The sequence below is a fragment of the Chryseobacterium defluvii genome (assembly GCF_003634775.1).
Classification (GTDB): domain Bacteria; phylum Bacteroidota; class Bacteroidia; order Flavobacteriales; family Weeksellaceae; genus Chryseobacterium; species Chryseobacterium defluvii.
Genome location: NZ_RBXB01000004.1, coordinates 111268 through 131355, shown reverse-complemented (window position 1 = coordinate 131355; position 20088 = coordinate 111268). Strand labels below are relative to the sequence as shown.

General features: G+C 36.6%; 18 protein-coding genes. 7 read left to right on the top strand and 11 right to left on the bottom strand.

What is annotated here, in order from left to right; all coding sequences use genetic code 11:
* The first annotated feature begins 22 nt into the window (after nucleotides 1-22).
* Both BCF58_RS17130 and recG read left to right on the top strand, forming a co-directional pair.
* Nucleotides 23-571, top strand: a complete 549-nt coding sequence (locus tag BCF58_RS17130) for a hypothetical protein (protein WP_121463049.1) — start codon at nucleotides 23-25, stop codon at nucleotides 569-571.
* Nucleotides 568-2652, top strand: a complete 2085-nt coding sequence (recG, locus tag BCF58_RS17125) for an ATP-dependent DNA helicase RecG (protein WP_121463048.1) — start codon at nucleotides 568-570, stop codon at nucleotides 2650-2652. Before BCF58_RS17130 ends, recG begins: the two co-directional genes overlap by 4 nt.
* 572 nt (nucleotides 2653-3224) lie before the next feature.
* Here the strand turns inward: recG and BCF58_RS17120 are convergent.
* The 4 genes from BCF58_RS17120 to dapA all read right to left on the bottom strand — a co-directional run bounded on the left by BCF58_RS17120 (nucleotide 3225) and on the right by dapA (nucleotide 6039).
* On the bottom strand, nucleotides 3225-3674 hold the full coding sequence (locus BCF58_RS17120; RefSeq protein WP_121463047.1) for a response regulator: 450 nt from the start codon (nucleotides 3672-3674) through the stop codon (nucleotides 3225-3227).
* Nucleotides 3667-4248 carry a helix-turn-helix domain-containing protein gene (locus BCF58_RS17115; protein ID WP_121463046.1) on the bottom strand — a complete coding sequence of 194 codons (582 nt, stop codon included), beginning with the start codon at nucleotides 4246-4248 and terminating at the stop codon, nucleotides 3667-3669. The genes BCF58_RS17120 and BCF58_RS17115 overlap by 8 nt, the downstream gene beginning before the upstream one ends.
* A gap of 296 nt (nucleotides 4249-4544) precedes the next feature.
* Nucleotides 4545-5045 (bottom strand): GNAT family N-acetyltransferase, encoded by a 501-nt coding sequence (locus BCF58_RS17110; protein ID WP_121463045.1) that lies wholly within the window; start codon nucleotides 5043-5045, stop codon nucleotides 4545-4547.
* A gap of 121 nt (nucleotides 5046-5166) precedes the next feature.
* Nucleotides 5167-6039 (bottom strand): 4-hydroxy-tetrahydrodipicolinate synthase, encoded by an 873-nt coding sequence (gene dapA / locus BCF58_RS17105; RefSeq protein ID WP_121463044.1) that lies wholly within the window; start codon nucleotides 6037-6039, stop codon nucleotides 5167-5169.
* Between the two features lie 107 nt (nucleotides 6040-6146).
* Here dapA and BCF58_RS17100 point away from each other — a divergent pair, with 107 nt between their 5' ends.
* The 4 genes from BCF58_RS17100 to recO are packed head-to-tail and all read left to right on the top strand — an operon-like array spanning nucleotide 6147 to nucleotide 10807.
* The gene (locus tag BCF58_RS17100; RefSeq protein WP_121463043.1) at nucleotides 6147-6902 is read left to right on the top strand and encodes a 5'-nucleotidase C-terminal domain-containing protein; all 756 of its coding nucleotides are present in this window, start codon (nucleotides 6147-6149) and stop codon (nucleotides 6900-6902) included.
* Entirely contained in the window at nucleotides 6902-7852 is a 951-nt protein-coding gene (locus BCF58_RS17095; protein WP_121463042.1) for a bifunctional metallophosphatase/5'-nucleotidase, read from the top strand. The genes BCF58_RS17100 and BCF58_RS17095 overlap by 1 nt, the downstream gene beginning before the upstream one ends.
* 1 nt (nucleotide 7853) lies before the next feature.
* Entirely contained in the window at nucleotides 7854-10121 is a 2268-nt protein-coding gene (gene porZ / locus BCF58_RS17090) for a type IX secretion system anionic LPS delivery protein PorZ (protein WP_185144857.1), read from the top strand.
* Nucleotides 10121-10807: a DNA repair protein RecO gene (gene recO / locus BCF58_RS17085; protein WP_121463041.1), complete on the top strand. Its 687-nt coding sequence runs from the start codon at nucleotides 10121-10123 to the stop codon at nucleotides 10805-10807. The genes porZ and recO overlap by 1 nt, the downstream gene beginning before the upstream one ends.
* Nucleotides 10808-10818: 11 nt before the next feature.
* Here recO and BCF58_RS17080 read toward each other — a convergent pair whose 3' ends face one another.
* From BCF58_RS17080 to BCF58_RS17050, 7 genes are all read right to left on the bottom strand, one after another.
* Nucleotides 10819-13497: an MGH1-like glycoside hydrolase domain-containing protein gene (locus tag BCF58_RS17080; RefSeq protein ID WP_121463040.1), complete on the bottom strand. Its 2679-nt coding sequence runs from the start codon at nucleotides 13495-13497 to the stop codon at nucleotides 10819-10821.
* 113 nt (nucleotides 13498-13610) lie between these two features.
* A complete protein-coding gene (locus BCF58_RS17075; protein WP_121463039.1) occupies nucleotides 13611-14420 on the bottom strand; it encodes a glucose 1-dehydrogenase in 810 nt (269 codons plus the stop codon).
* Between the two features lie 73 nt (nucleotides 14421-14493).
* Nucleotides 14494-14967 carry a GNAT family N-acetyltransferase gene (locus BCF58_RS17070; protein ID WP_121463038.1) on the bottom strand — a complete coding sequence of 158 codons (474 nt, stop codon included), beginning with the start codon at nucleotides 14965-14967 and terminating at the stop codon, nucleotides 14494-14496.
* Nucleotides 14968-14973: 6 nt separating this feature from the next.
* Nucleotides 14974-15591: a DUF1684 domain-containing protein gene (locus BCF58_RS17065; RefSeq protein ID WP_121463037.1), complete on the bottom strand. Its 618-nt coding sequence runs from the start codon at nucleotides 15589-15591 to the stop codon at nucleotides 14974-14976.
* 39 nt (nucleotides 15592-15630) lie between these two features.
* A complete protein-coding gene (locus BCF58_RS17060) occupies nucleotides 15631-16032 on the bottom strand; it encodes a hypothetical protein (protein WP_121463036.1) in 402 nt (133 codons plus the stop codon).
* Between the two features lie 83 nt (nucleotides 16033-16115).
* Nucleotides 16116-17621, bottom strand: coding sequence for a malate dehydrogenase (quinone) (gene mqo, locus BCF58_RS17055; protein WP_121463035.1), 1506 nt, complete (start codon nucleotides 17619-17621; stop codon nucleotides 16116-16118).
* Nucleotides 17622-17764: 143 nt separating this feature from the next.
* A complete protein-coding gene (locus BCF58_RS17050) occupies nucleotides 17765-18805 on the bottom strand; it encodes an NAD(P)H-dependent glycerol-3-phosphate dehydrogenase (protein WP_121463034.1) in 1041 nt (346 codons plus the stop codon).
* A gap of 227 nt (nucleotides 18806-19032) precedes the next feature.
* Between BCF58_RS17050 and BCF58_RS17045 the strand changes: the two genes are divergently transcribed.
* Nucleotides 19033-20061, top strand: a complete 1029-nt coding sequence (locus tag BCF58_RS17045; RefSeq protein WP_121463033.1) for a M23 family metallopeptidase — start codon at nucleotides 19033-19035, stop codon at nucleotides 20059-20061.
* Nucleotides 20062-20088: the final 27 nt, after the last annotated feature.

The following is a 20088-nucleotide window of genomic DNA, read 5'->3' as shown; positions in this document are numbered from 1 at the left end:
ACCGAAATTCGGACCTTTATTTATGAAAGAAATACTGAAAAAATTTTCAATGGTTTTTCTGATTGCCGGTATCGCTTCTTTGCTTGCGGGCATTTATGGTATTTTGCATGATCAGATTACTTATAGTATTTCACCTGAGTATTACACCAAATTTAAGTTTATCCAGTTTAAGCTGGATGAAGAATATTATAGTATAAGAGAAAAAGTAACAATTGTAGGTTTTTTGGCAACCTGGTGGTTTGGATTGTTTCTGGGATTAATCTTAGGAATTTTCGGTTTAAGACATAAAGATTGGAAAACAATGCTTAATGTGTCAATGACATCAATTTTCATTGCTCTTATAGTTGCGTTCATCACAGGAATAATTGGATTGTTATATGGAAAATTCATAGTATCAAATCAGCCAAAATCCGAATTTAATCATTGGTATATTCCTGCTCACCTTATTGATTTTAAAAATTTCATCTCCGTTGGGTCTATGCATAATTTCAGTTATGCCGGTGGAATTATAGGTTTAATTGCCGGTCTTATTTATTCCTTCAAAAAATCACGTTCTGCTATACTCCAATGACATTAGAAACCTCCATAGAATATGTAAAAGGAATTGGCCCCGAAAGAGCCAAGCTCATTAAAAATGTGCTTGGAATTTCCACTGTGGAGGATTTTTTGAACTTCTTCCCTATCCGCTATCTGGATAAAAATAAGGTGTACAAAATTTCACAACTCAAGCAGAATAACCTTGATGTTCAATTAAAAGGAAAAATCACTCAGGTTCAGGAAATCCAGACCGGAAAAACGAAAAGGCTCTCTGCCAAATTCAATGATGATACGGGAACAATGGACCTGGTCTGGTTCCAGTATTCAAAATGGATGAAAGAACAGCTTCCCATCAACCGTGAAATCTATATTTTCGGAAAAGTGAATCTTTTCAACAATCAGTTTTCCATGCCGCATCCGGAAATAGAAATTGAAGAGAAAAAGGAAAGCGACAATCGTCTAAGACCCATTTATCCAAGTTCGGAAAAGCTTACAAAACGCGGGCTCAACCAAAAGTTCTTTCAGGGTATCCTGCGAAACATCTGTAAGGAAATCCCTAACCTTATTCAGGAAAACCTTCCTGAGTATATAATGAAGTCTTTTAAATTTCTTTCCAGGCAGAACACTTACCTGAATATTCATTTTCCAAAGAATATGGAATATTTTGAGAAAGCCGATCACCGTTTAAAGTTTGAAGAATCGTTCTTTTTCCAACTCGGTTACGGTTTGAAAAAACTGCATCACAAAACACAATCTTTCGGAAATCCCTTTCCAATTGTAGGGGATTATTTCACCGGATTTTATAAAAACCATCTTCCTTTTGAACTCACCAATGCGCAAAAGAGGGTTTTGAAAGAAATACGGCAGGATATGAAGAAGCCGGTTCAGATGAACAGGCTTTTACAAGGAGATGTGGGTTCGGGAAAAACAATGGTAGCTCTGCTTACGATGCTGATTGCAATGGACAATGGTTTTCAAAGCTGTATGATGGCCCCGACAGAAATTCTCGCCCAACAACACTATAACGGAATAAAAGATCTTTTAAAGGGCACTGAGGTAAATGTCCGGCTTTTAACCGGGTCCACAAAAGTATCCGAAAGAAAAGTCATTCATGAAGAACTTGAAAACGGAACACTTTCCATTTTAGTGGGAACCCATGCCGTTTTAGAAGATAAAGTCAGATTTAAAAAACTGGGGCTAGCAATTATTGATGAGCAGCACAGATTCGGAGTGGCACAAAGGGCCAAGCTATGGGCTAAAAATAAGATCCCGCCTCATATTCTGATCATGACCGCCACTCCTATTCCAAGGACTCTGGCTATGAGCTTTTATTCTGACCTGGATGTTTCTGTGATTGATGAGATGCCTGTCGGAAGAAAGCCTATCATTACAGCCCACAGGCGTGAAAAAGACAGAGTTTTTGTTTATAATTTCTGCCGGGATGAGATTAAAAAAGGCAGGCAGGTCTATTTTGTATATCCTTTGATTGAGGAATCTGAAACTTTGGATTATAAAAATTTAATGGAGGGCTTCGACCATATTGTACAATCATTTTCAGAATATAGTGTAACCATGCTTCATGGAAGAATGAAACCTGATGAAAAAGATACGGCAATGAATGATTTCGCATCCGGAAAATCGGAAATTATGGTTGCAACTACAGTAATTGAAGTGGGAGTAAATGTTCCGAACGCTTCAGTTATGGTTATTGAAAGTGCCGAAAGATTCGGGTTATCCCAGCTTCATCAACTTCGTGGCCGTGTGGGAAGAGGTGCAGAACAAAGCTATTGTATCCTCATGACTTCCGATAAGTTATCTACAGAAAGCAGAACCCGCATCAAAACCATGACAGAGACGAATGATGGCTTCAAAATTTCTGAAGTGGATATGCAGCTTCGGGGGCCCGGAGATATTCTGGGGACACAACAAAGCGGCGTAGTGGATTTTAAAAGACTGGACCTGGTAAAAGATTCCGCCATCATTAAAATCACCAAGAAATCTGTGGAAAAGATTCTTGAAGCTGATCCTTTATTGGCAAGGCCGGACAATCAGATCATCAAAAATTATTACCTGAAATATTATAAAGGGAAAAATAAATGGAGTAAAATTTCATAAAAAAACCGCGATAAGAATAATCTTAACGCGGCCCCTTATAAAACTGTTATTTAGAAGAAATTTACTTTAATCTTCTTTAAAATGTATCCTAGTTCTGCAGCCCATATTTTATGATAAGGTTTGAAAATACTTATAGGGAATTGAATTGGTGTAAAGCTGCAGTCTATAGATATAAAAAACAAAATGAATTATGTTTCCAACTTGCTTATTATAAAAACTAACTGATGTTGTTAAAGGAATTAAAATGAAACGAATATGCTATCCTTTAACCATTGAGTTTTCATGATTGTACCGTTTTGTTTAAAGATCTTCTACGCTTTACCATTGGAAATTGATAATCCATTTTGTTGAACTAACATTGTGATTTATATTTTTAGCTTTCTAATTCAGCAATGATTTATCTGTGTTTGTTTCAATAATCAAATTTGCATTGTTGTTTTGCATTACAAAATTGATGATACTGAGGTCAAAAAAAATTATATTATTCTGTTTAATCTTTATAAAATTTTCACTTTTGCGTGAATATTATGCTTCGAATATAATTGTGTTCTGCTTTACCAAGCTCCTATTTTTCATCCTACTTTCATAATAAAGTTATCTTTGTTTAATCCGGAAGTATGATACTGCCAATTGATCGTAATAACTTCAGTAATTATTTTTTTTAAAGCTTTATATTCAGCTGGTCTGTTAAAACAAACATTGGCTCCTTTTACAAAAAGCTCATCCGCTTCCTGGTCTGAAAAACGATCTGAATATACCACATTCACCATATTATTCAATCTGATATCTGATTTGATTTCTTCAAGGCACTCCAGTCCACTTTTTTTAGCCAGATTATGAGCTATAAAAAGAACTTCCGGAACAATATTATTTTCGGTATTCAGATACTTCATCAAATCTTCTCCGTTCCAGAACATCTGAACTTTGATGTCAATCTTCAGATCTTTCAGTATATCTTTAAAATAAACCACATTTCCCTCTTCATGATCTGCCACTATAACATTAAGATATTCTTTATTCATAGAGCATTTTAGAATTAATAGCCTGACTCTGAATTTTTCTTCTTTTTGTAATGATCTTTTGAAATTGGGACGGTGTTATTCCGGTTGTATTTTTAAACTGTGTACTCAGATGTGCCACGCTGGAATAGTTAAGTTTGTGCGCAATTTCAGTCAGACTTTGTTTATTATTAATAATCAATTCTTTAGCATGCTCAATTTTCTGAAGAATAATAAAATTCTCTATAGAAGTATGAGCAATCTCTGAAAACAAATTAGACAAATATCCATAGCTGTGTCCCAGCTTCTCAGCAATATAGATAGAAGCTTTCACAGGAACGATCTCCTCAGAAAAAACCAATTTCACAATAGCATCTTTTATTTTCTGCACCAGTACTGTTTTTTGGCTTTCTATGATTTCAATGCCATAATCTTCAAGGTTCTTCTTAAAAACCATATGCTGTTCCTGGGTTAATGATTCATAAAATTCTACTTCCCCGAAATTCAGCAGACGGTACTTAATACCTTGTTCCTTTAATTTTTCATCCAATACTTTCTTACAGAGCGCATTGAAATCAAACTTTACGTACATTTTCATCCTTGTATAGTGTGTAAAAATTTTAGTAAATATAACAATTTATTTCAAAACAAAGTGAATTAGATTAAAAAAAATCATTTTTTTATTAAAACGCAAAAAACTCCTGCATTATTGAATACAGGAATTTAAACACTAAGGATGAAAAAAATATACTGATAAAAAGCTAGAACAGCTTAAAACCAAGCATATGAATGTATTATTTAAAAGTGATTTGGTTCTGATACAAAGATGAATTAAAAAAACAGATCACTTGTTATAGAATTATAATTAAATCTTACAGAATTTTAAGTCAATAATCAGTGAATTAAGAACTCCATCAGGAAGTCATCCATAACAAAATTATTTCCAATATCAAAAACCCCTTCACCATACACTCTGTATCCCTGGGATTCGTAAAATTTCTGTGCACTATTATATTTATTCACATTAAGAATAATTCTGTGATCCCCTCTTTCATAGACTTTTTGCGTAAGGAACTTCAATGCTTCCTTTCCAAAGCCTTTTCCTTTACTTTCAGGAGTAAGATAGATACGATGAAGTTTTGTGGTTCCTTTTTCATACCCATGCTCATACCCGATGAATCCTTCAAAAGAATTATTAATTTCATCCAGTATCAGATAGTAATGATATTCAAGATTCTGAAATTGGCCCGCAATCTCGTCATGAGAATACATGGTTCCCAGCATGTATTCCATTTGTTCCCGGGAAAGAATGTCAGCATAGGCATTTTCCCATGATCTTCTCGCCAGATCCTGAATAAGAGAAATTTCCTCTACAGTTGCTTTGATCAGTTTCATAATTTTTCAGATTAAAAAAAGTGAAAAGCCAAGCCTTTCACTATATGTTTATTATTTAAAACTACCGTCACTCAATTTAAAACAGTAAGAATAAATACTGTTTCAGATAGGTATCTCTTTCTTAGATGGCAGCCATTTCTGTCTTTATTTTAGCATATAACCCTTCCGAAGCCGGAACAAGAGGTAATCTCAGGTAATTTTTAATAATTCCTTTTTCAGTCAGAACAACTTTAATTCCACAAGGATTACCCTCAGCAAAAATCAATCGGGTGATCTCAACCAGCTTATTGTGAATTTCGTATGCTTCCTTTACTTTACCATCAAAAGCTAACTGTACCATCGTAGAAAACTCTTTTGGATAAGCCTGCCCGATTACCGAAATTACCCCATCACCCCCTGCAAGGGTTACAGGTAAAGTATATTCATCATCCCCAGATACCAAAGAGAATCCTTCAGGTTTCTTTCTCAGAATATCAAAATACTGAAGAATATTAGGAGCTGCTTCTTTAATCAGAAATAAATTAGGGAATTCTTTTGCCAGACGCAAAGTAGTGTCTGCCTCAATATTTTGTCCCGTTCTTGAAGGCACATTATAAATAATAATGTTCTTTCCTGTAGAAGCCAGTACTTTATAATGCTGATAAAGCCCTTCCTGATTAGGTTTATTATAATAAGGAGATACAGATAGTACGGCCTCGAAAGCTGAAAGATCTGTTTCTTCGATTTGCTTTTTTACTTCAAAAGTATTGTTACCGCCAATTCCCAATACTAAAGGCAGGCGTTTATTATTCACTTTAATGATATGATCCACTACCTGTTTCTTTTCTTCATCAGAAAGCGTTGCAGCCTCTGCTGTAGTTCCTAAAACAACCAGATAATTGGTTCCGTTCTCAATGTTATACTCCACTAGCTTTGTCAAACTTTCGAAGTCAACGGATAAATCTTCATTAAAGGGTGTCACCAAAGCTACACCTACTCCTTTTAGTATGCTCATTTTTTGAAATATTTTCCCCAAATTTAATAATTTAGACCAAGAAATTTGTAATAAATAATAATGTTTTATTATACATATAATTATATTTGCATATACTAAAAGAAAATATGAAAAATAAATTCTTATTAATAGGAATTGCTTTGGTTTCACTTATAGCTTGTAAAACTACTTCTTTACAGGTTGCCAATGTGCAGACACAAAAAAATATTTCTATTAATAATGAGCTGAAAAATGATGAGGAATTTGTAAAAGTTATTGAACCTTATAAACAAAAATTGGACAGGGAGATGAACCAAAAAATCTCTCATACCAGTGTAGATCTTACCAAACAGGGTGATAACAGCAATCTGGGAAATCTTTTAGCAGATTATACTTTTGATGGTGCTAATGAATGGGCAAAAAGCAATTTGAAAAAAGAAGTCGATGCCGCGTTGATTAATATCGGAGGAATCCGTACTACCATCGGGAAAGGAGATATTCTTCTCAAGAGTATATTTGAAGTCATGCCTTTCGAAAATGAGGTCATCATCGTAAAAATGAAAGGAACAGATCTGCAGGGACTTTTTGATTATTATGCAAAAACACAGGTTAATAACCCTGTTTCCCATTTATATATTGAAACCCAAAACGGACAGCTATCCAGAACTTTAATTAACGGAAAGGCCGTAAATCCCAACCAGGATTATTATATTGCCACATCCGATTATCTGGCTTTGGGAGGTGATAATATGAAATTCTTTGCCAAAGGCGAGATGATTCCCACAGGAATTAAATTAAGGGATTTATTCATAGATTATTTTAAGAAAAATCCTGAGGTGATTCCCAACACGGATGTTCGTTTAAATTTTATCGGTAAGAAATAATGGATAGAAAACATTTTTTAAAGGCAGTAGGTAGTGGTACTTTAGCAATAGCTTTAGCTCCGGGAATGGTGATGGCAGAAGGTGTAAAGGTTAATAATTTTGTATCCGCAAATAAACTTACCATCCTGCATACCAATGATCAGCACAGCAGAATAGAGCCTTTTGACGAAAGCTATACGAAAAATCCCAATCAGGGAGGTTTTGCCAGAAGAGCAAGCCTTATTCAACAGATCAGAAGCCAGGAAAACAATATTTTATTACTTGATTCCGGTGATATCTTCCAGGGGACTCCTTATTTTAATTTTTTCGGTGGCGAGCTTGAATTCAAGTTAATGTCTATGATGAAGTATGACGCCTCTACTATGGGAAATCATGATTTCGATAATGGACTGGACGGGTTTTTAAAAGTATTGCCCAATGCCAGGTTTCCTTTTATTTGTTCCAATTATGATTTTAAAAATACCATTTTGGACGGAAAGACATCTCCTTATAAAATTTTCAACAAAAACGGAATAAAGGTTGGAATTTTCGGAGTAGGAATACAATTGGATGGATTGGTCGGGAAAAAACAATATCAGGAAACTGTTTATTCAGATCCTGTTGAAGTTGCCCAACACTATTCCAATTTTTTAAAGAAAGATCAAAAATGTGATCTTGTCATCTGCTTATCCCATATAGGGTATGATTACAAAGATGATCCCAATAAAGTAAGTGATAAAATCTTAGCCATAAAAACAGAAAATATTGATCTGATTTTGGGCGGGCATACCCATACCTTCTTACCGGAGCCTCAAACTTTCCAAAACAGACAAGGCAAGAATGTTCTGGTGAACCAGGTGGGTTGGGCCGGGCTTCTTCTCGGCAGAATAGATTTTTATTTTGACTCCAATAAAAATATACAACATATTTCCTGGAATAACCAGGCAATAGATAGCAGCATAACAGTATAATATGAAAAAATTCTCCATCATTTCCCTTGGTATTTTAGCCTCTTTTCAATGGGCAAACGCACAGGTTATCTCTTCAAAAAAATGGGCGGACTTATTCTCCTATAATAATGTCCTCGCCATGAAAGAAGATAACGGAAAAATTGTTGCTGCTACAGAAAACGGAGTCTTTTATTATACAATCTCATCAGGTGAGATTACTAAATTATCTAAAGCTAATGGTTTACATGAAGTCAAAATCTCTGCTTTTGATTATAATCCTCAAACCAAAATAGGTCTTGTGGGTTATCAGAACGGATCATTAGACGTCATCACTCCGGAAGGTATAACCTATGTTGTGGATATTCCTATTGCAACAGGGTATAATGGCAGTAAAAGAATCAATCATATCTCTATTACAGGCGATAAAGCTGTCGTATCGGTAGGCTATGGCGTTTCTATTTTCAACTTAAACAGTAAAGAGTTCGGAGATTCTGCTTTTTTTATGACAGGTGGAGTATACGAAGCAAGTAATGAAGCCACAATTCTTGGTAATAAAGTATTTTCTGCAACCAACACAGGGTTAAAGAGCCATGAAATGAATACCACCTTCCCCGTTTTTTCGACATGGACTACGGAGATGGCCGGAACATTTACTCATGTTGACTCGGAATCCGTTCTTACATTTTCAAGTCCTACTACTGCTTATCTGTATAATAGTGGAACGTCTACTCCATTACCTCAAACGTTTACCAAAATCCATGATGTTGTTGTTACTACGAATAACATTATTGTAACAGACCAAAACAGAGTTTATAATTTCAATACAAATGGAACAGCAAGCGGAACAGTAAGTTTCGGTGAGGAGTGTAATACTGCCACTTCCATTAATGGAAAAGTATACGGAGGGACTATTTTATCAGGCATTAAAGATGAAAGTAACACCATTTTCAAACCGGACGGCCCTTATTTCAACTATTCATATAAAATCAGCTTATATGATAATAACCAACTTTTGGTTTCAAGTGGCGGAAGAGAATCAAGATTCAATACTCCACTAGCTAATGCTAAAAATCCCGGCTTTTACTATTTCGACGGAATGCAATGGATTTATCCTTCGTATTTTGTCAACACCAATAAAATATTCAATGTCTTGGATGTAACCGCAAACCCTAGTGACATCAGTGAGGTATTTTTTGCTAATTACACCTTTTCAGATGGGCATGGTATCCATAAAATGAAATATAATGCTTCTACCAAAGACTTTGATTTCGTTAACTATTATGATCTCGGGACCCCAAGTGTTTTTTTCTTCCGGCCGGTAGGACTTACCTATGATGATCAGAACAATTTATTTGCTTCTATCTCATTTGTGGAAAATGGTACTGCAGGAATGGCAGCTTATGATAAAACAGCAGATAAGTTTATCGTTAAGAATACCAATTTCAGTAGTGCTGTGCAAAAACCATTGTATTATGAAAAATTATTTTGGACTCCGCTTCCAAGAAACAGTACCTTTTTCGCTTACGATTACAAAAATACACCTACTAATGTTTCTGATGACGGCATATATACCTTAAGCCAAGCCAATGGCTTTGCAGGAAATTCTAACGGAACCCTTTCAGTGGCTATTGATAAAGCTGGTGATGCCTGGATTGGAACCGACAGTGGATTGAGGATATTATCCAATGCGGTGGTAGCTATAAAAGAGCCTAACGCTGAAGTGAAGCCGATTGTCATTGAACAAAACGGTATTGGTGAAGAACTTTTCAGAGATTCCCAGATCTTACAGATAGAAGTAGATGCAGGAGATCATAAATGGGTTTCCGTAGATGGTGGAGGCGTTTATTATCTGTCCTCTGACGGACAACAAACCATAAAGCATTTTACCAAAGAAAACTCTCCTCTTCCAACGAATAGCATCACGGATATAAAAGTGGACAGAAAAACAGGAAAAGTTTATTTTGTTTCCTATGACGGGATTGTTACTTATCAGGGGGATGTAGCAGATGTAACCTCCAACTTCGGGAATGTACTGGTATATCCGAATCCAGTGGTATATTCCAATTTCAAAGGTAAGGTTACCATCAAAGGTTTAGCTGAAAAAACGAATATCCGAATTACGGATGCGGCAGGAAATGTAGTACATTCAGCAGTAGCAAGAGGTGGCTATTACGAATGGGATCTCAATAACCAAAGAGGCTCCAGAGTAGCTTCGGGAATTTATTTTGTATTGATGACCAATGAGGACGGATCGGATAAAGCTACCGCTAAAATAGCTGTGGTGAATTAATGAACTCACAAAAAGGATTTTTACTTTCACTGATAAAATACGGGGAAAATGATGCGGTTTTGCATTGTTTTACGGAAGAGGACGGCTTTCAGAGTTATTTTCTGAAGGGAGTGTACTCCAAAAGGAATAAAAAGAAAGCTTTGCTTTTGCCCTTAAATCAACTTAATTTTTCCATCAATTCAGCTAAAGGAAACAGTATAGCATCTGTCTCCGGGTTTGAGCTTGTCCGGAATAATGATATATATACGGATATCAGAGCCAATACAGTGGTATTTTTCATTTCAGATTTATTGAATCAGATTTTGAGGCACGAAAATAAAAATACAAGGATTTTCGTTAGCATTAATGAATTTATTGATGAACTGATTCAAAATAACTACCAGTCCCATTTAATTTTCCTTGTCAAAATTTTAAATATTCAAGGTGTTGCTCCTTTGATTAATGAAGGAAAATATTTAGATCCGGAAACAGGCATTTTTTCTCAAAATTTAACGCATCAGTTATTTACTGAAGAAATTTCCGGTCTCTGGAAAAGCATTATTTCAGCAGAATATCCTTATCAGATAAAAATCCATCCGCAAATCAGGAAAAATTTTCTGGATAGTCTTCTGGTATACTATCATTATCATATTACGGATTTTAGGATTCCGAATTCCTTAGAAGTCATTCAGCAGATTTTTGAGTAAAAAAGATTTATTCATCTTCTTTTTTGCTCTTCAACGTTGTTCGTTTCATCCGGCATTTCAGTTTCAGATTCTGCCATTTCCTTTTTAGAAAACCTGGGTTGTAAAATTTTAGCGATCAATCCTGTCCATCCGGTTTGATGAGAGGCACCTACTCCACGTCCGTTATCTCCATGAAAATATTCATAGAAAAGGATATAATCTCTGAAATCAGGATCGGTCTGGAATCTTGGATATTGTCCGTTTACAGGGCGGCTTCCACTCTCATCCTTTAAAAATATCTTGGATAATCTTTTGCTTAAAGCATCTGCGATCTGATCCAAATTGGAATAATTTCCGCTGCCTGTAGGGTATTCAACTAAGAAATCCGGACTGTAATAAAAGAAGAATCGCTGAAGGCTTTCAATAATTAAAAAATTGATGGGAAACCAAATGGGACCACGCCAATTGCTGTTTCCGCCGAAAAGATCGCTGTCGCTTTCCGCAGGAGTATATGTTACACTGTAATCCGTTCCATTCAGATTCAAATGATAAGGATTCCGCTCATATTCCTTGGACAATGCACGAACTCCATAATCACTCAGAAATTCTTCCGGGTTCAGCATTCTGTATAATAATCTTTTTAAACGATGGCCACGTAAAAGGGAAAGCAAATGTTTTGAATTCTGTCCTTTTACTTCCCAATGAGAAACCAGCGCTGCGAGTTCCGGTTTGTTTTTCAATATCCAATTCATCCTGCTTTTAAAATTGGGGAGATTTTCAATCATTTCATCATCAATTACCTCAACTGCGAACATAGGAATCAATCCTACGATAGTTCTTAACCTTAAATACATGTGGCTGCAGTCGCTGGAAGCAAGGGCATCATAGAAAAATTCATCGGCTTCATCCCAAAGGCTGAAATCTTCGTCTCCCATATTATCCAATGAGTTGGCAATAGACAGGAAGTGTTCAAAGAACTTTGTTGCCATTTCTTCATATACATTATTATATTGGGCTAATTCCAATGCAATTCTCATCATATTCAGGGCAAACATGGCCATCCAGCTCGTTCCATCCGACTGTTCAAGTTGTTCACCATTGGGCAGCACGGCATTTCTGTCGAAAACTCCGATATTATCCAGTCCCAGAAAACCACCTTCAAAAATATTGTTCCCATTGTTGTCTTTTTTATTGACCCACCATGTGAAGTTCATCGTCAGTTTTTGAAATGCGCTTTCCAGAAACTCAATATCTGGCTTTCCTTTTAAGTATTCATCAATTTTGAATACCCGGAAAGTTGCCCATGCGTGAACGGGAGGATTGACATCGCTAAGATTCCATTCATAAGCCGGAAGCTGCCCGTTTGGGTGCATATACCATTCAAAGAGGAAGAGTTTTAACTGATGCTTGGCAAAATCCGGATCGATTAAAGAAAAACTTATAGCATGAAAAGCCAGATCCCAGGTTGCATACCACGGATATTCCCACTTATCCGGCATGGAAATGATATGTTCGTTATTAAGGTGTTTCCATTCGTAATTTCTTATTCTTTCACGGGATTTCGGAGGTTTTATTTCAGCTGGATCTCCTTTCAGCCATTTTTCCACATTGTAATGATAGAACATTTTGTTCCAGAGCATTCCGGCAAAAGCCTGCCTTTGAACCATTTTTTCATCATCGGATTGTATTCCTTTCTGGATTTCCGCATAAAATTCATCCGATTCTTTTTGTCTCAGAGTAAATATTTCATCAAAATTCTCAAAAGGTTGGGGTAAATCTTTATCTGTGATTCTAAGCTCAAAAGTTTTAGTTTCTTTTGCCTTAAAATGTTCATTAATAAAAAAAGAAGCTTTTGTTCCGATATCTTTCGGATTAACGGATTGTGAATTTCCATGAATGACAAAATCATTAATGCCGTCTTTACAATATTTCGATTTGTTTGGTGATTGGTATAGTTTTTCGCTATTGGTCTCATTGTCGCAAACCAGAACTTTCAAAGACTGTCTTGCATATATATTTTTTATTTCAAGATCCTTATGCTCAATCCTAATGCAATTCGCTTCTTCAGAGCATAATTGCGGTTTATAATCATCATAACCCCAATTCCATGTATTCCTGAACCAAGCCGTAGGCAAAATGACCAACGGCGCTTCTTTTTCTGACTTATTGATCACAGTAAGCCTTACCAGAATATCTGCCTGACTTTCTTTGGCATACTCTATAAAGATGTCAAAATATTCATTCTGATCGAAAATTCCGGTATCAATCAACTCATATTCCGGTTTATCCTTGTTTCTTTCCTTATTGGTTTTTAACAGATCATCATAAGGAAAAGCATTTTGAGGATATTTATAAAGCATTTTCATGTAGGAATGGGTAGGGGTGGAATCCAGATAATAAAAATATTCTTTTACATCTTCGCCATGATTTCCCTGATCGTTGGTGAGGCCAAAAAAACGTTCTTTCACCATTTTATCTTTCCTGTTCCATAAACCTACTGAAAAAACAAGCTTTTGAAGATCATCACAGATCCCGCAAATGCCTTCTTCACCCCATCTGTATGTTTTTGATTCTGCCATATCATGATGAGTGTAATTCCAGGCATCACCATTGGCACTGTAATCTTCACGCACAAGCCCCCATTCTCTGTTGCTTACATATGGACCCCATTTTTTCCAGGAAATATCAGGAATTCTTTGCTTTTCAGTCATGCTATTGAGTTATGAGTTAGAAGTTATGAATGATGAGTTAATGATGTGAATGTTCAATAGTGAATTGTGAATGTAAATGTTGTTTAAAAATTGACCATTCACTATTCACTCTTTCATCCTCCTGTGGAAAAGCTTTCAAAAGTGGTCATTCCACCGTCTATGAAAATACTGGCTCCGGTAATATAGTCTGAAGCATCACTTGCTAAAAATACAGCCAGATTGCCTATATCCTGAGGTTGCCCGATTCTGTTGTAAGGAATGAGTGTAAGAAGTGAATTCATCGCTTCCTGTGTACTCCACGCATTGGTATTGATGGGTGTCTGAATGGCTCCCGGGCAAATGGAATTTACACGGATTTTATCTGCTCCATATTCCTGCGCTAAAGTCTGCATCAGCATTCTGATTGCCCCCTTACTTGCTGCGTAATTGGCATGTCCTGCCCAGGGAATGACTTCATGTACGGAACTGATATGAATAATTTTTCCGCAGGCAACGGAACGTGAAGGATCTATTCCCCGTCTTAGAAACTCTTTAATTGCTTCTCTTGCACAAAGAAATTGTCCTGTAAGATTGACTCCAATCACGGCGTTCCATTGATCAAGGGTCATTTCAGTAAATTTTGCATCTTTTTGGATTCCTGCATTATTGACTAAAATATCAACAGTTCCAAATTCCGCTACTACATCCTGAAACATTTTAACGACCTGATCTTCTTTAGACACATCACACTGATAGGTAATTCCTTTTCCTCCTGCATCCGTTATTTCTTTCACCACAGCTTTAGCGTCATCTGTGGATCTTTCCGAAGAGTGATTTACTATTACAGTTGCCCCTGCTGAAGCCAATGATTTGGCAATTCCGGTGCCGATTCCGCTTGAAGCTCCGGTAACAATAGCGATCTGATTTCGAAGTGATATTTCCATAGTTTTGATTTGATGTTACTCAAAGTTAGCAGAAAGTATCAAGCCAAACAGAAAATCCGGAATTAAAATTTTCTTAAAGTTTTTTGTACATAAGGTACTGAGGACCACTTCTTCCGATCCTGGTTTTTCCTTCGTAGCGATATCCAGTTTTCAGATACAATTCGTAGGCAAAGGTATTTTTCTGATTGACCGCCAAAACTATTTCATCACAGTTTTCAAAATGCTGCCTGATAAAATCATCCATGTTCTGCATGGCAGATTTTCCAATACCTTTCCCTTGCATATCCGGATTTATGGATAGTGAACGAACTAAAACCGAATTGGGATTATCTGTAAGATCGAATTTATCGCTTCCAAAATCCAGCACAAAAAATCCAGCTGGTTTTCCCTCATAAAAAATGGTTACCGGATGCGCCAGATGGTCGGCTCTTTCTTCGATCCGTTGCAGCGCTTCTTCTGCTGTTGCCGTAAATTGGGACTGGTTTTCATCCAAAGTGTAGCTTATCCCTGAAAGGTCTTCGGGTTGGAAAAATTGTAAGTGTACCATTTTAATTTAATGATGATAAATATCTTCGTACATAACTCCTGCACGGATTTCTATGGGCAGTTTATTTTCTTCAGGTACAATCGGGCAATGGTAGTCATGGGCATTGTAAGCGCAATACGGTTGATACGATTGATTAAAATCCAATATAATGGTATTTCCTTTTTTAGGAATTCTCAAATCCATGTATTTTCCGCCGCCGTATGTTTCTTTTCCATTGGTTTCATCACGGAAAGGCAAGAAAAGATAATCTTTATATTTTTCCTGCTTGATGAGATCTAAGCTTTGATATAAAGTTAATGCATAAGATTTTCCATCCAATTTAAAGTTGACCCTTCCGTATTCTATATAAAGCTTTGTTTTTCCGGAAGAGGTCGGAATTTCAAATGGTATTGCATTTTCGGTTTTGGTAATTTGGGCAGTAATTCGATATTTCATATCCACCGGAAAAAAAGGATGCTTTTTAAAATTGGCTAAATTCTCCCCACGTAAAGGTGTTTCTTTAGGATTCAGGTATTCTGCATTCAATGTTTTCTGAAATTTTTTAATTTCCACCATTTCTTTTGAGTTTTTTTGAGCAAAAACAAATAATGGCAATATCAGGAACAGGATTATGGATTTTTTCATTAGGATTAACTTTATTTTTTAAGATTTTTACTTTGTGAATTAATAGGCTTCTGAAATTTTAACTCTGTAAATATCTGAAGAGTTCCTTTTGATAGATTCTACAAAGAAACCACCTTCTTCGGGAATCACTTCTTTCAGATCAAAGGTTTTACAGTCTCGCGGTAGCCCTGAAAATATTAAAGTAAACCAAAAATCACGCATAAAGGGAACCGGAGTCCAATCTGGAAATATGGAAATATTTTCCGCATGGATCAGCGTACTCCTGTGTTCAGACTGGTTATCGAAAAGATACGTAGAATGCCAGATCCTGATCAGATTACCCAGAAAAGGAGAAGCCGGGAAGCAGCAATGCACAATAACCTGTTTCTCTTCTTCTACTTTAGTCTGAAGGGATTCCAGAATTTCTTTTACAATAATTGGTTTTGTAATGGTCTCGGACACAATTTTATGGTAATGAGTAATCAGTAATGAATAATATAAATTGTCTGAAATTATTGCTAATTATCCATTGCCAATTACTGATGTTAATATTCTAATTCCAGTTTTTCTTTGGTATAATTTCTCACTTTTTCTGTAAGTTCAGGATTTCCTGCCAATTTCTGCCCGTAGGAAGGGATCATTTCCTGAAGCTTATTTTTCCATTCTCCCTGGAGTTTGTCCGGAAAGCATTTTTCTATTACATTCAACATCGCGTATACTGCGGTGGAGGCTCCCGGAGAAGCACCTAATAAGGAAGCTATTGTTCCCTTTTTATTAACAACTACTTCAGTCCCGAATTCAAGCTTCCCACCTTCTTTTTCGTCTTTTTTGATGATTTGTACCCGTTGTCCCGCTACTTTCAGCTCCCAGTCCTCTTCTTTGGCATCTTTGACAAACTCTCTTAAATGCTGTATTCGCTGTGCCTTGTTCATCGCTACCTGCTGAATGAGATATTTGGTTAACGGAATATTATGCCACCAGGCTCCAAACAGGGATCTTATATTTGTAGTATTGATGCTTTCTGGCAAATCCAGATAACTTCCCTCTTTCAGGAATTTGGTTGAAAATCCTGCAAACGGACCAAAAAGAAGTGCTTTTTTACCATCAATAATTCTTAAATCCAGGTGAGGAACGGACATAGGTGGCGCATCTACGGTTGCCTGAGTATACACTTTCGCATGATGCTTCTCTACCAATTCCTGATTATGGGTCACCAGCCATTGTCCTGAAACCGGGAAACCTCCGTATCCTTCACTTTCTTTAATATCTGAACTATCTAATAGTGGCAATGCATATCCTCCTGCTCCAATGAAGACAAAGTCTGCTACAACTTCCTGCTTATGATTGTGGATTCTGTCTTTCACTTTCATTTCCCATTTTCCGTTCTCACGGGGATCAATATCTTTTACTTCATGATAGAGAAAAACTTCCACATTAGAATCTTCAAGCAAATGTCTTCCCATTTTTCTAGTCAATGTTCCGAAATTCACGTCCGTTCCCATATCCATTTTTGTGGCCGCCATTACTTCAGATTTATTCCTTTTGCTCATGACCAAAGGAATCCATTCCTTCAGTTTATCATGATCTGTAGAAAATTCCATTCCCGAGAACAGGACAGATTGGGTCATTTTTTCATGGCGTTTTCTCAGATACTCTGCATCTCTTTCACCAAATACCAGACTCATATGCGGACAGGAATTAATAAAGTCTTTGGGATCCTGCACATAACCTTTGGTCACTAAATACGCCCAGAACTGTTTGGAGATTTCAAACTGTTCTGCAATACTTTCGGCTTTGGAAATATCAATGGTTCCGTCCGGTTTTTCCGGGGTATAATTAAGCTCACAAAAAGCGGAATGCCCGGTTCCTGCATTATTCCATGCGGCTGTACTTTCTTTGGCAAACCTTCCCAACCGTTCGAAAATGGCAATCTCAAGACTGGGATCTAATTCATGGAGTAAGGTGGCTAAAGTGGCGCTCATAATTCCGCCTCCTATCAGTACGACATCATATGCAGGTTTCGGTGTTCTGCTTATAAGTGAATGTGGCATAAACTTAATTTTATTACGAATTTCGGGAAAAGTTTTTAAACCCGGAGATGGGTTTAACGTTTTTAACACGTTAATTTTTTCCAAAAAGCAATAAAAAAACACCAGTGAAATCCACTGGTGTTTTTTTATTTTTATTATATTATTTAATTCAGTTTTGTGGTCAGCTTTTTAAACTGTTTTTCAGCATTTTTCCCCTCATAAAGAATTCCGTAAATGGTCTCTACGATTGGCAGTTTAAGACCTTTTTGTCTGGCTGTCTTATAGATGGAATCTGCAGCATAATATCCTTCTGCCACCATGTTCATCGACTGGATTGCGGATTTTACCGTATATCCTTTTCCGATGAGATTTCCTAAGTTTCTGTTTCTTGAGAATAATGAATAGGCGGTTACCAAAAGGTCTCCCAAATAAGCGCTTTCATTCACATCTCTTGGTGCCTCGTAAATAGCTTCCAGGAATGTTTCCATCTCACGGATGGCATTGGAAACGAAAACCGCAGTAAAATTATCTCCATATCCTAACCCACTGGCAATCCCTGCTCCGATGGCAAATATGTTTTTAAGAATCGCACTGTATTCATTCCCCAAAATATCTTTGCTGGAATGTACTTTAATAAAATCCGAGTTGAAAATACTTTCCAGTTTCTCGGAAGTTTCATCTTCCACGGTTGCAATGGTAAGGTAAGAGAGTCTTTCCATTGCGACTTCTTCGGCATGGCATGGGCCTGCAATTACAGCCTGATTCCTAAAACCGATCTGAAATTCATCTCTAAGATAATGGGCTACAACATCATTTACCTTGGGAATAATCCCTTTAATGGCAGAAACAAAAATCTTGTCCTTGTATTCACAATTCATTTTATCCAGAGTATCCGACAGGTAAATAGACGGAGTTGCCAGAACTACAATATCACACGCAGAAACAAGTTCATTGATGTCCGTTGTCAGTTTCAACATTTTAGGATTGAAAGTGGCTGCCGTAAGATAAGTAGGATTATGACCACGAAGTTCAATGGCTCCTTTCACAAATTCACTTCTTACACACCAATGCACTATTTTACAGTTTTCAACAAGCATTTTCACGATAGCAGTCGCAAAGCTTCCGCTTCCCACTACCCCAACGGAAAGTTCTTTTTTATTTTTTTTCGTGCCTGAAGGTTCTGAAATTGTTTTCTTTTTCGCCATAATTGAAATGTGAACTGCAAATATATTAAAACAAAGATTTAGGAAGGCTTTTACAAGGATGATAAAATCCAATTTTTGGAAAAATTAACACTTCAACACAATTAAATATTTAATTAAGCGTTAAATACAGAAATAACTAAATTTTTATTAAAAATAACCCTCAAAACCTATTTTTAATTAAATTTGCAAGCTTAAAAAACTGTTATTTTAATACTAAGAGAAGAAATATGAAGAAATTTCTAGGCAGCAAAAAGAACGTAAATATCCTTCTGGGAGGTCTTTTACTAGTAGTTTTTGCGCAAGGTATTTTCATTGCTAAACTGTTTTCTGAAAGAGATGACAAAATGTATGAAGTGAACCTTGTAAAAATAAACACTGAAAGAGACAGTGTAGATTACTTAAAAATGAAAACGGATCTCACATTGGTAGATCAGACCGTAGCACAGCTGAATTCGTTCCTGAAATCAAAAAGCATCTCTAATGAAAAGCTGATGGTACTAAGTAAAGACAGTATTTCAAATTCTGTTTACCTGGCGAAACAAGCCAACCGATACAGCCAATATTTAATGGACTTACAAAATAAACTGATGCAGGTTCCTTTGGGAATGCCTACTGACGGGTATATTTCCTCTAATTTCGGTATCAGAAAAAATCCTATCCCGTTTAAAAGAGTTTTTGCTTCTGTAAAAACTCCTTCATCTGGATCAAAGGCTGCTCCTGCTGTTGCTTCGGTATCAAAACCTGAAGTAAAAGCCGAGCCGGTTGAAAAAACGATTGAACTTACAGACAGCTATGGAAATAAAAGAGAAGTAAAAGTAATGGTAACTCTAAAAGCAAGTAATACTGCTCCTGCTCCTACTTCCGGTTCTACGAAATCTGTTGCTACTGCTACAGGTTCCAAAGCTCCTGTTGAAGGGAATAATCCTCCTGCTGAAGCTGACCAGATGCAGTTTCACAAAGGGTTGGATATTGCAGTTGCCTTTGGCTCCGATGTAAGAGCTGCTGCTGCAGGAACTGTCATTTTCTCCGGGCAGAAAGGTGGTTACGGAAACTGTGTGATCGTTTCTCATGGAAATGGTCTTGCCACTCTTTACGGACATTTATCCCAACTTGTTGTAAAAGCCAATGATAAGGTAAAAGTGGGTCAGGTAATTGCCAAATCCGGAAATTCCGGACGTTCTACAGGACCTCATCTTCATTATGAAGTACATAAAAACAATACTCCGGTGAATCCGAAGTTGTTTATGAATCTATAAAATAAAAATTTCGGCGGCTGTCTTTGA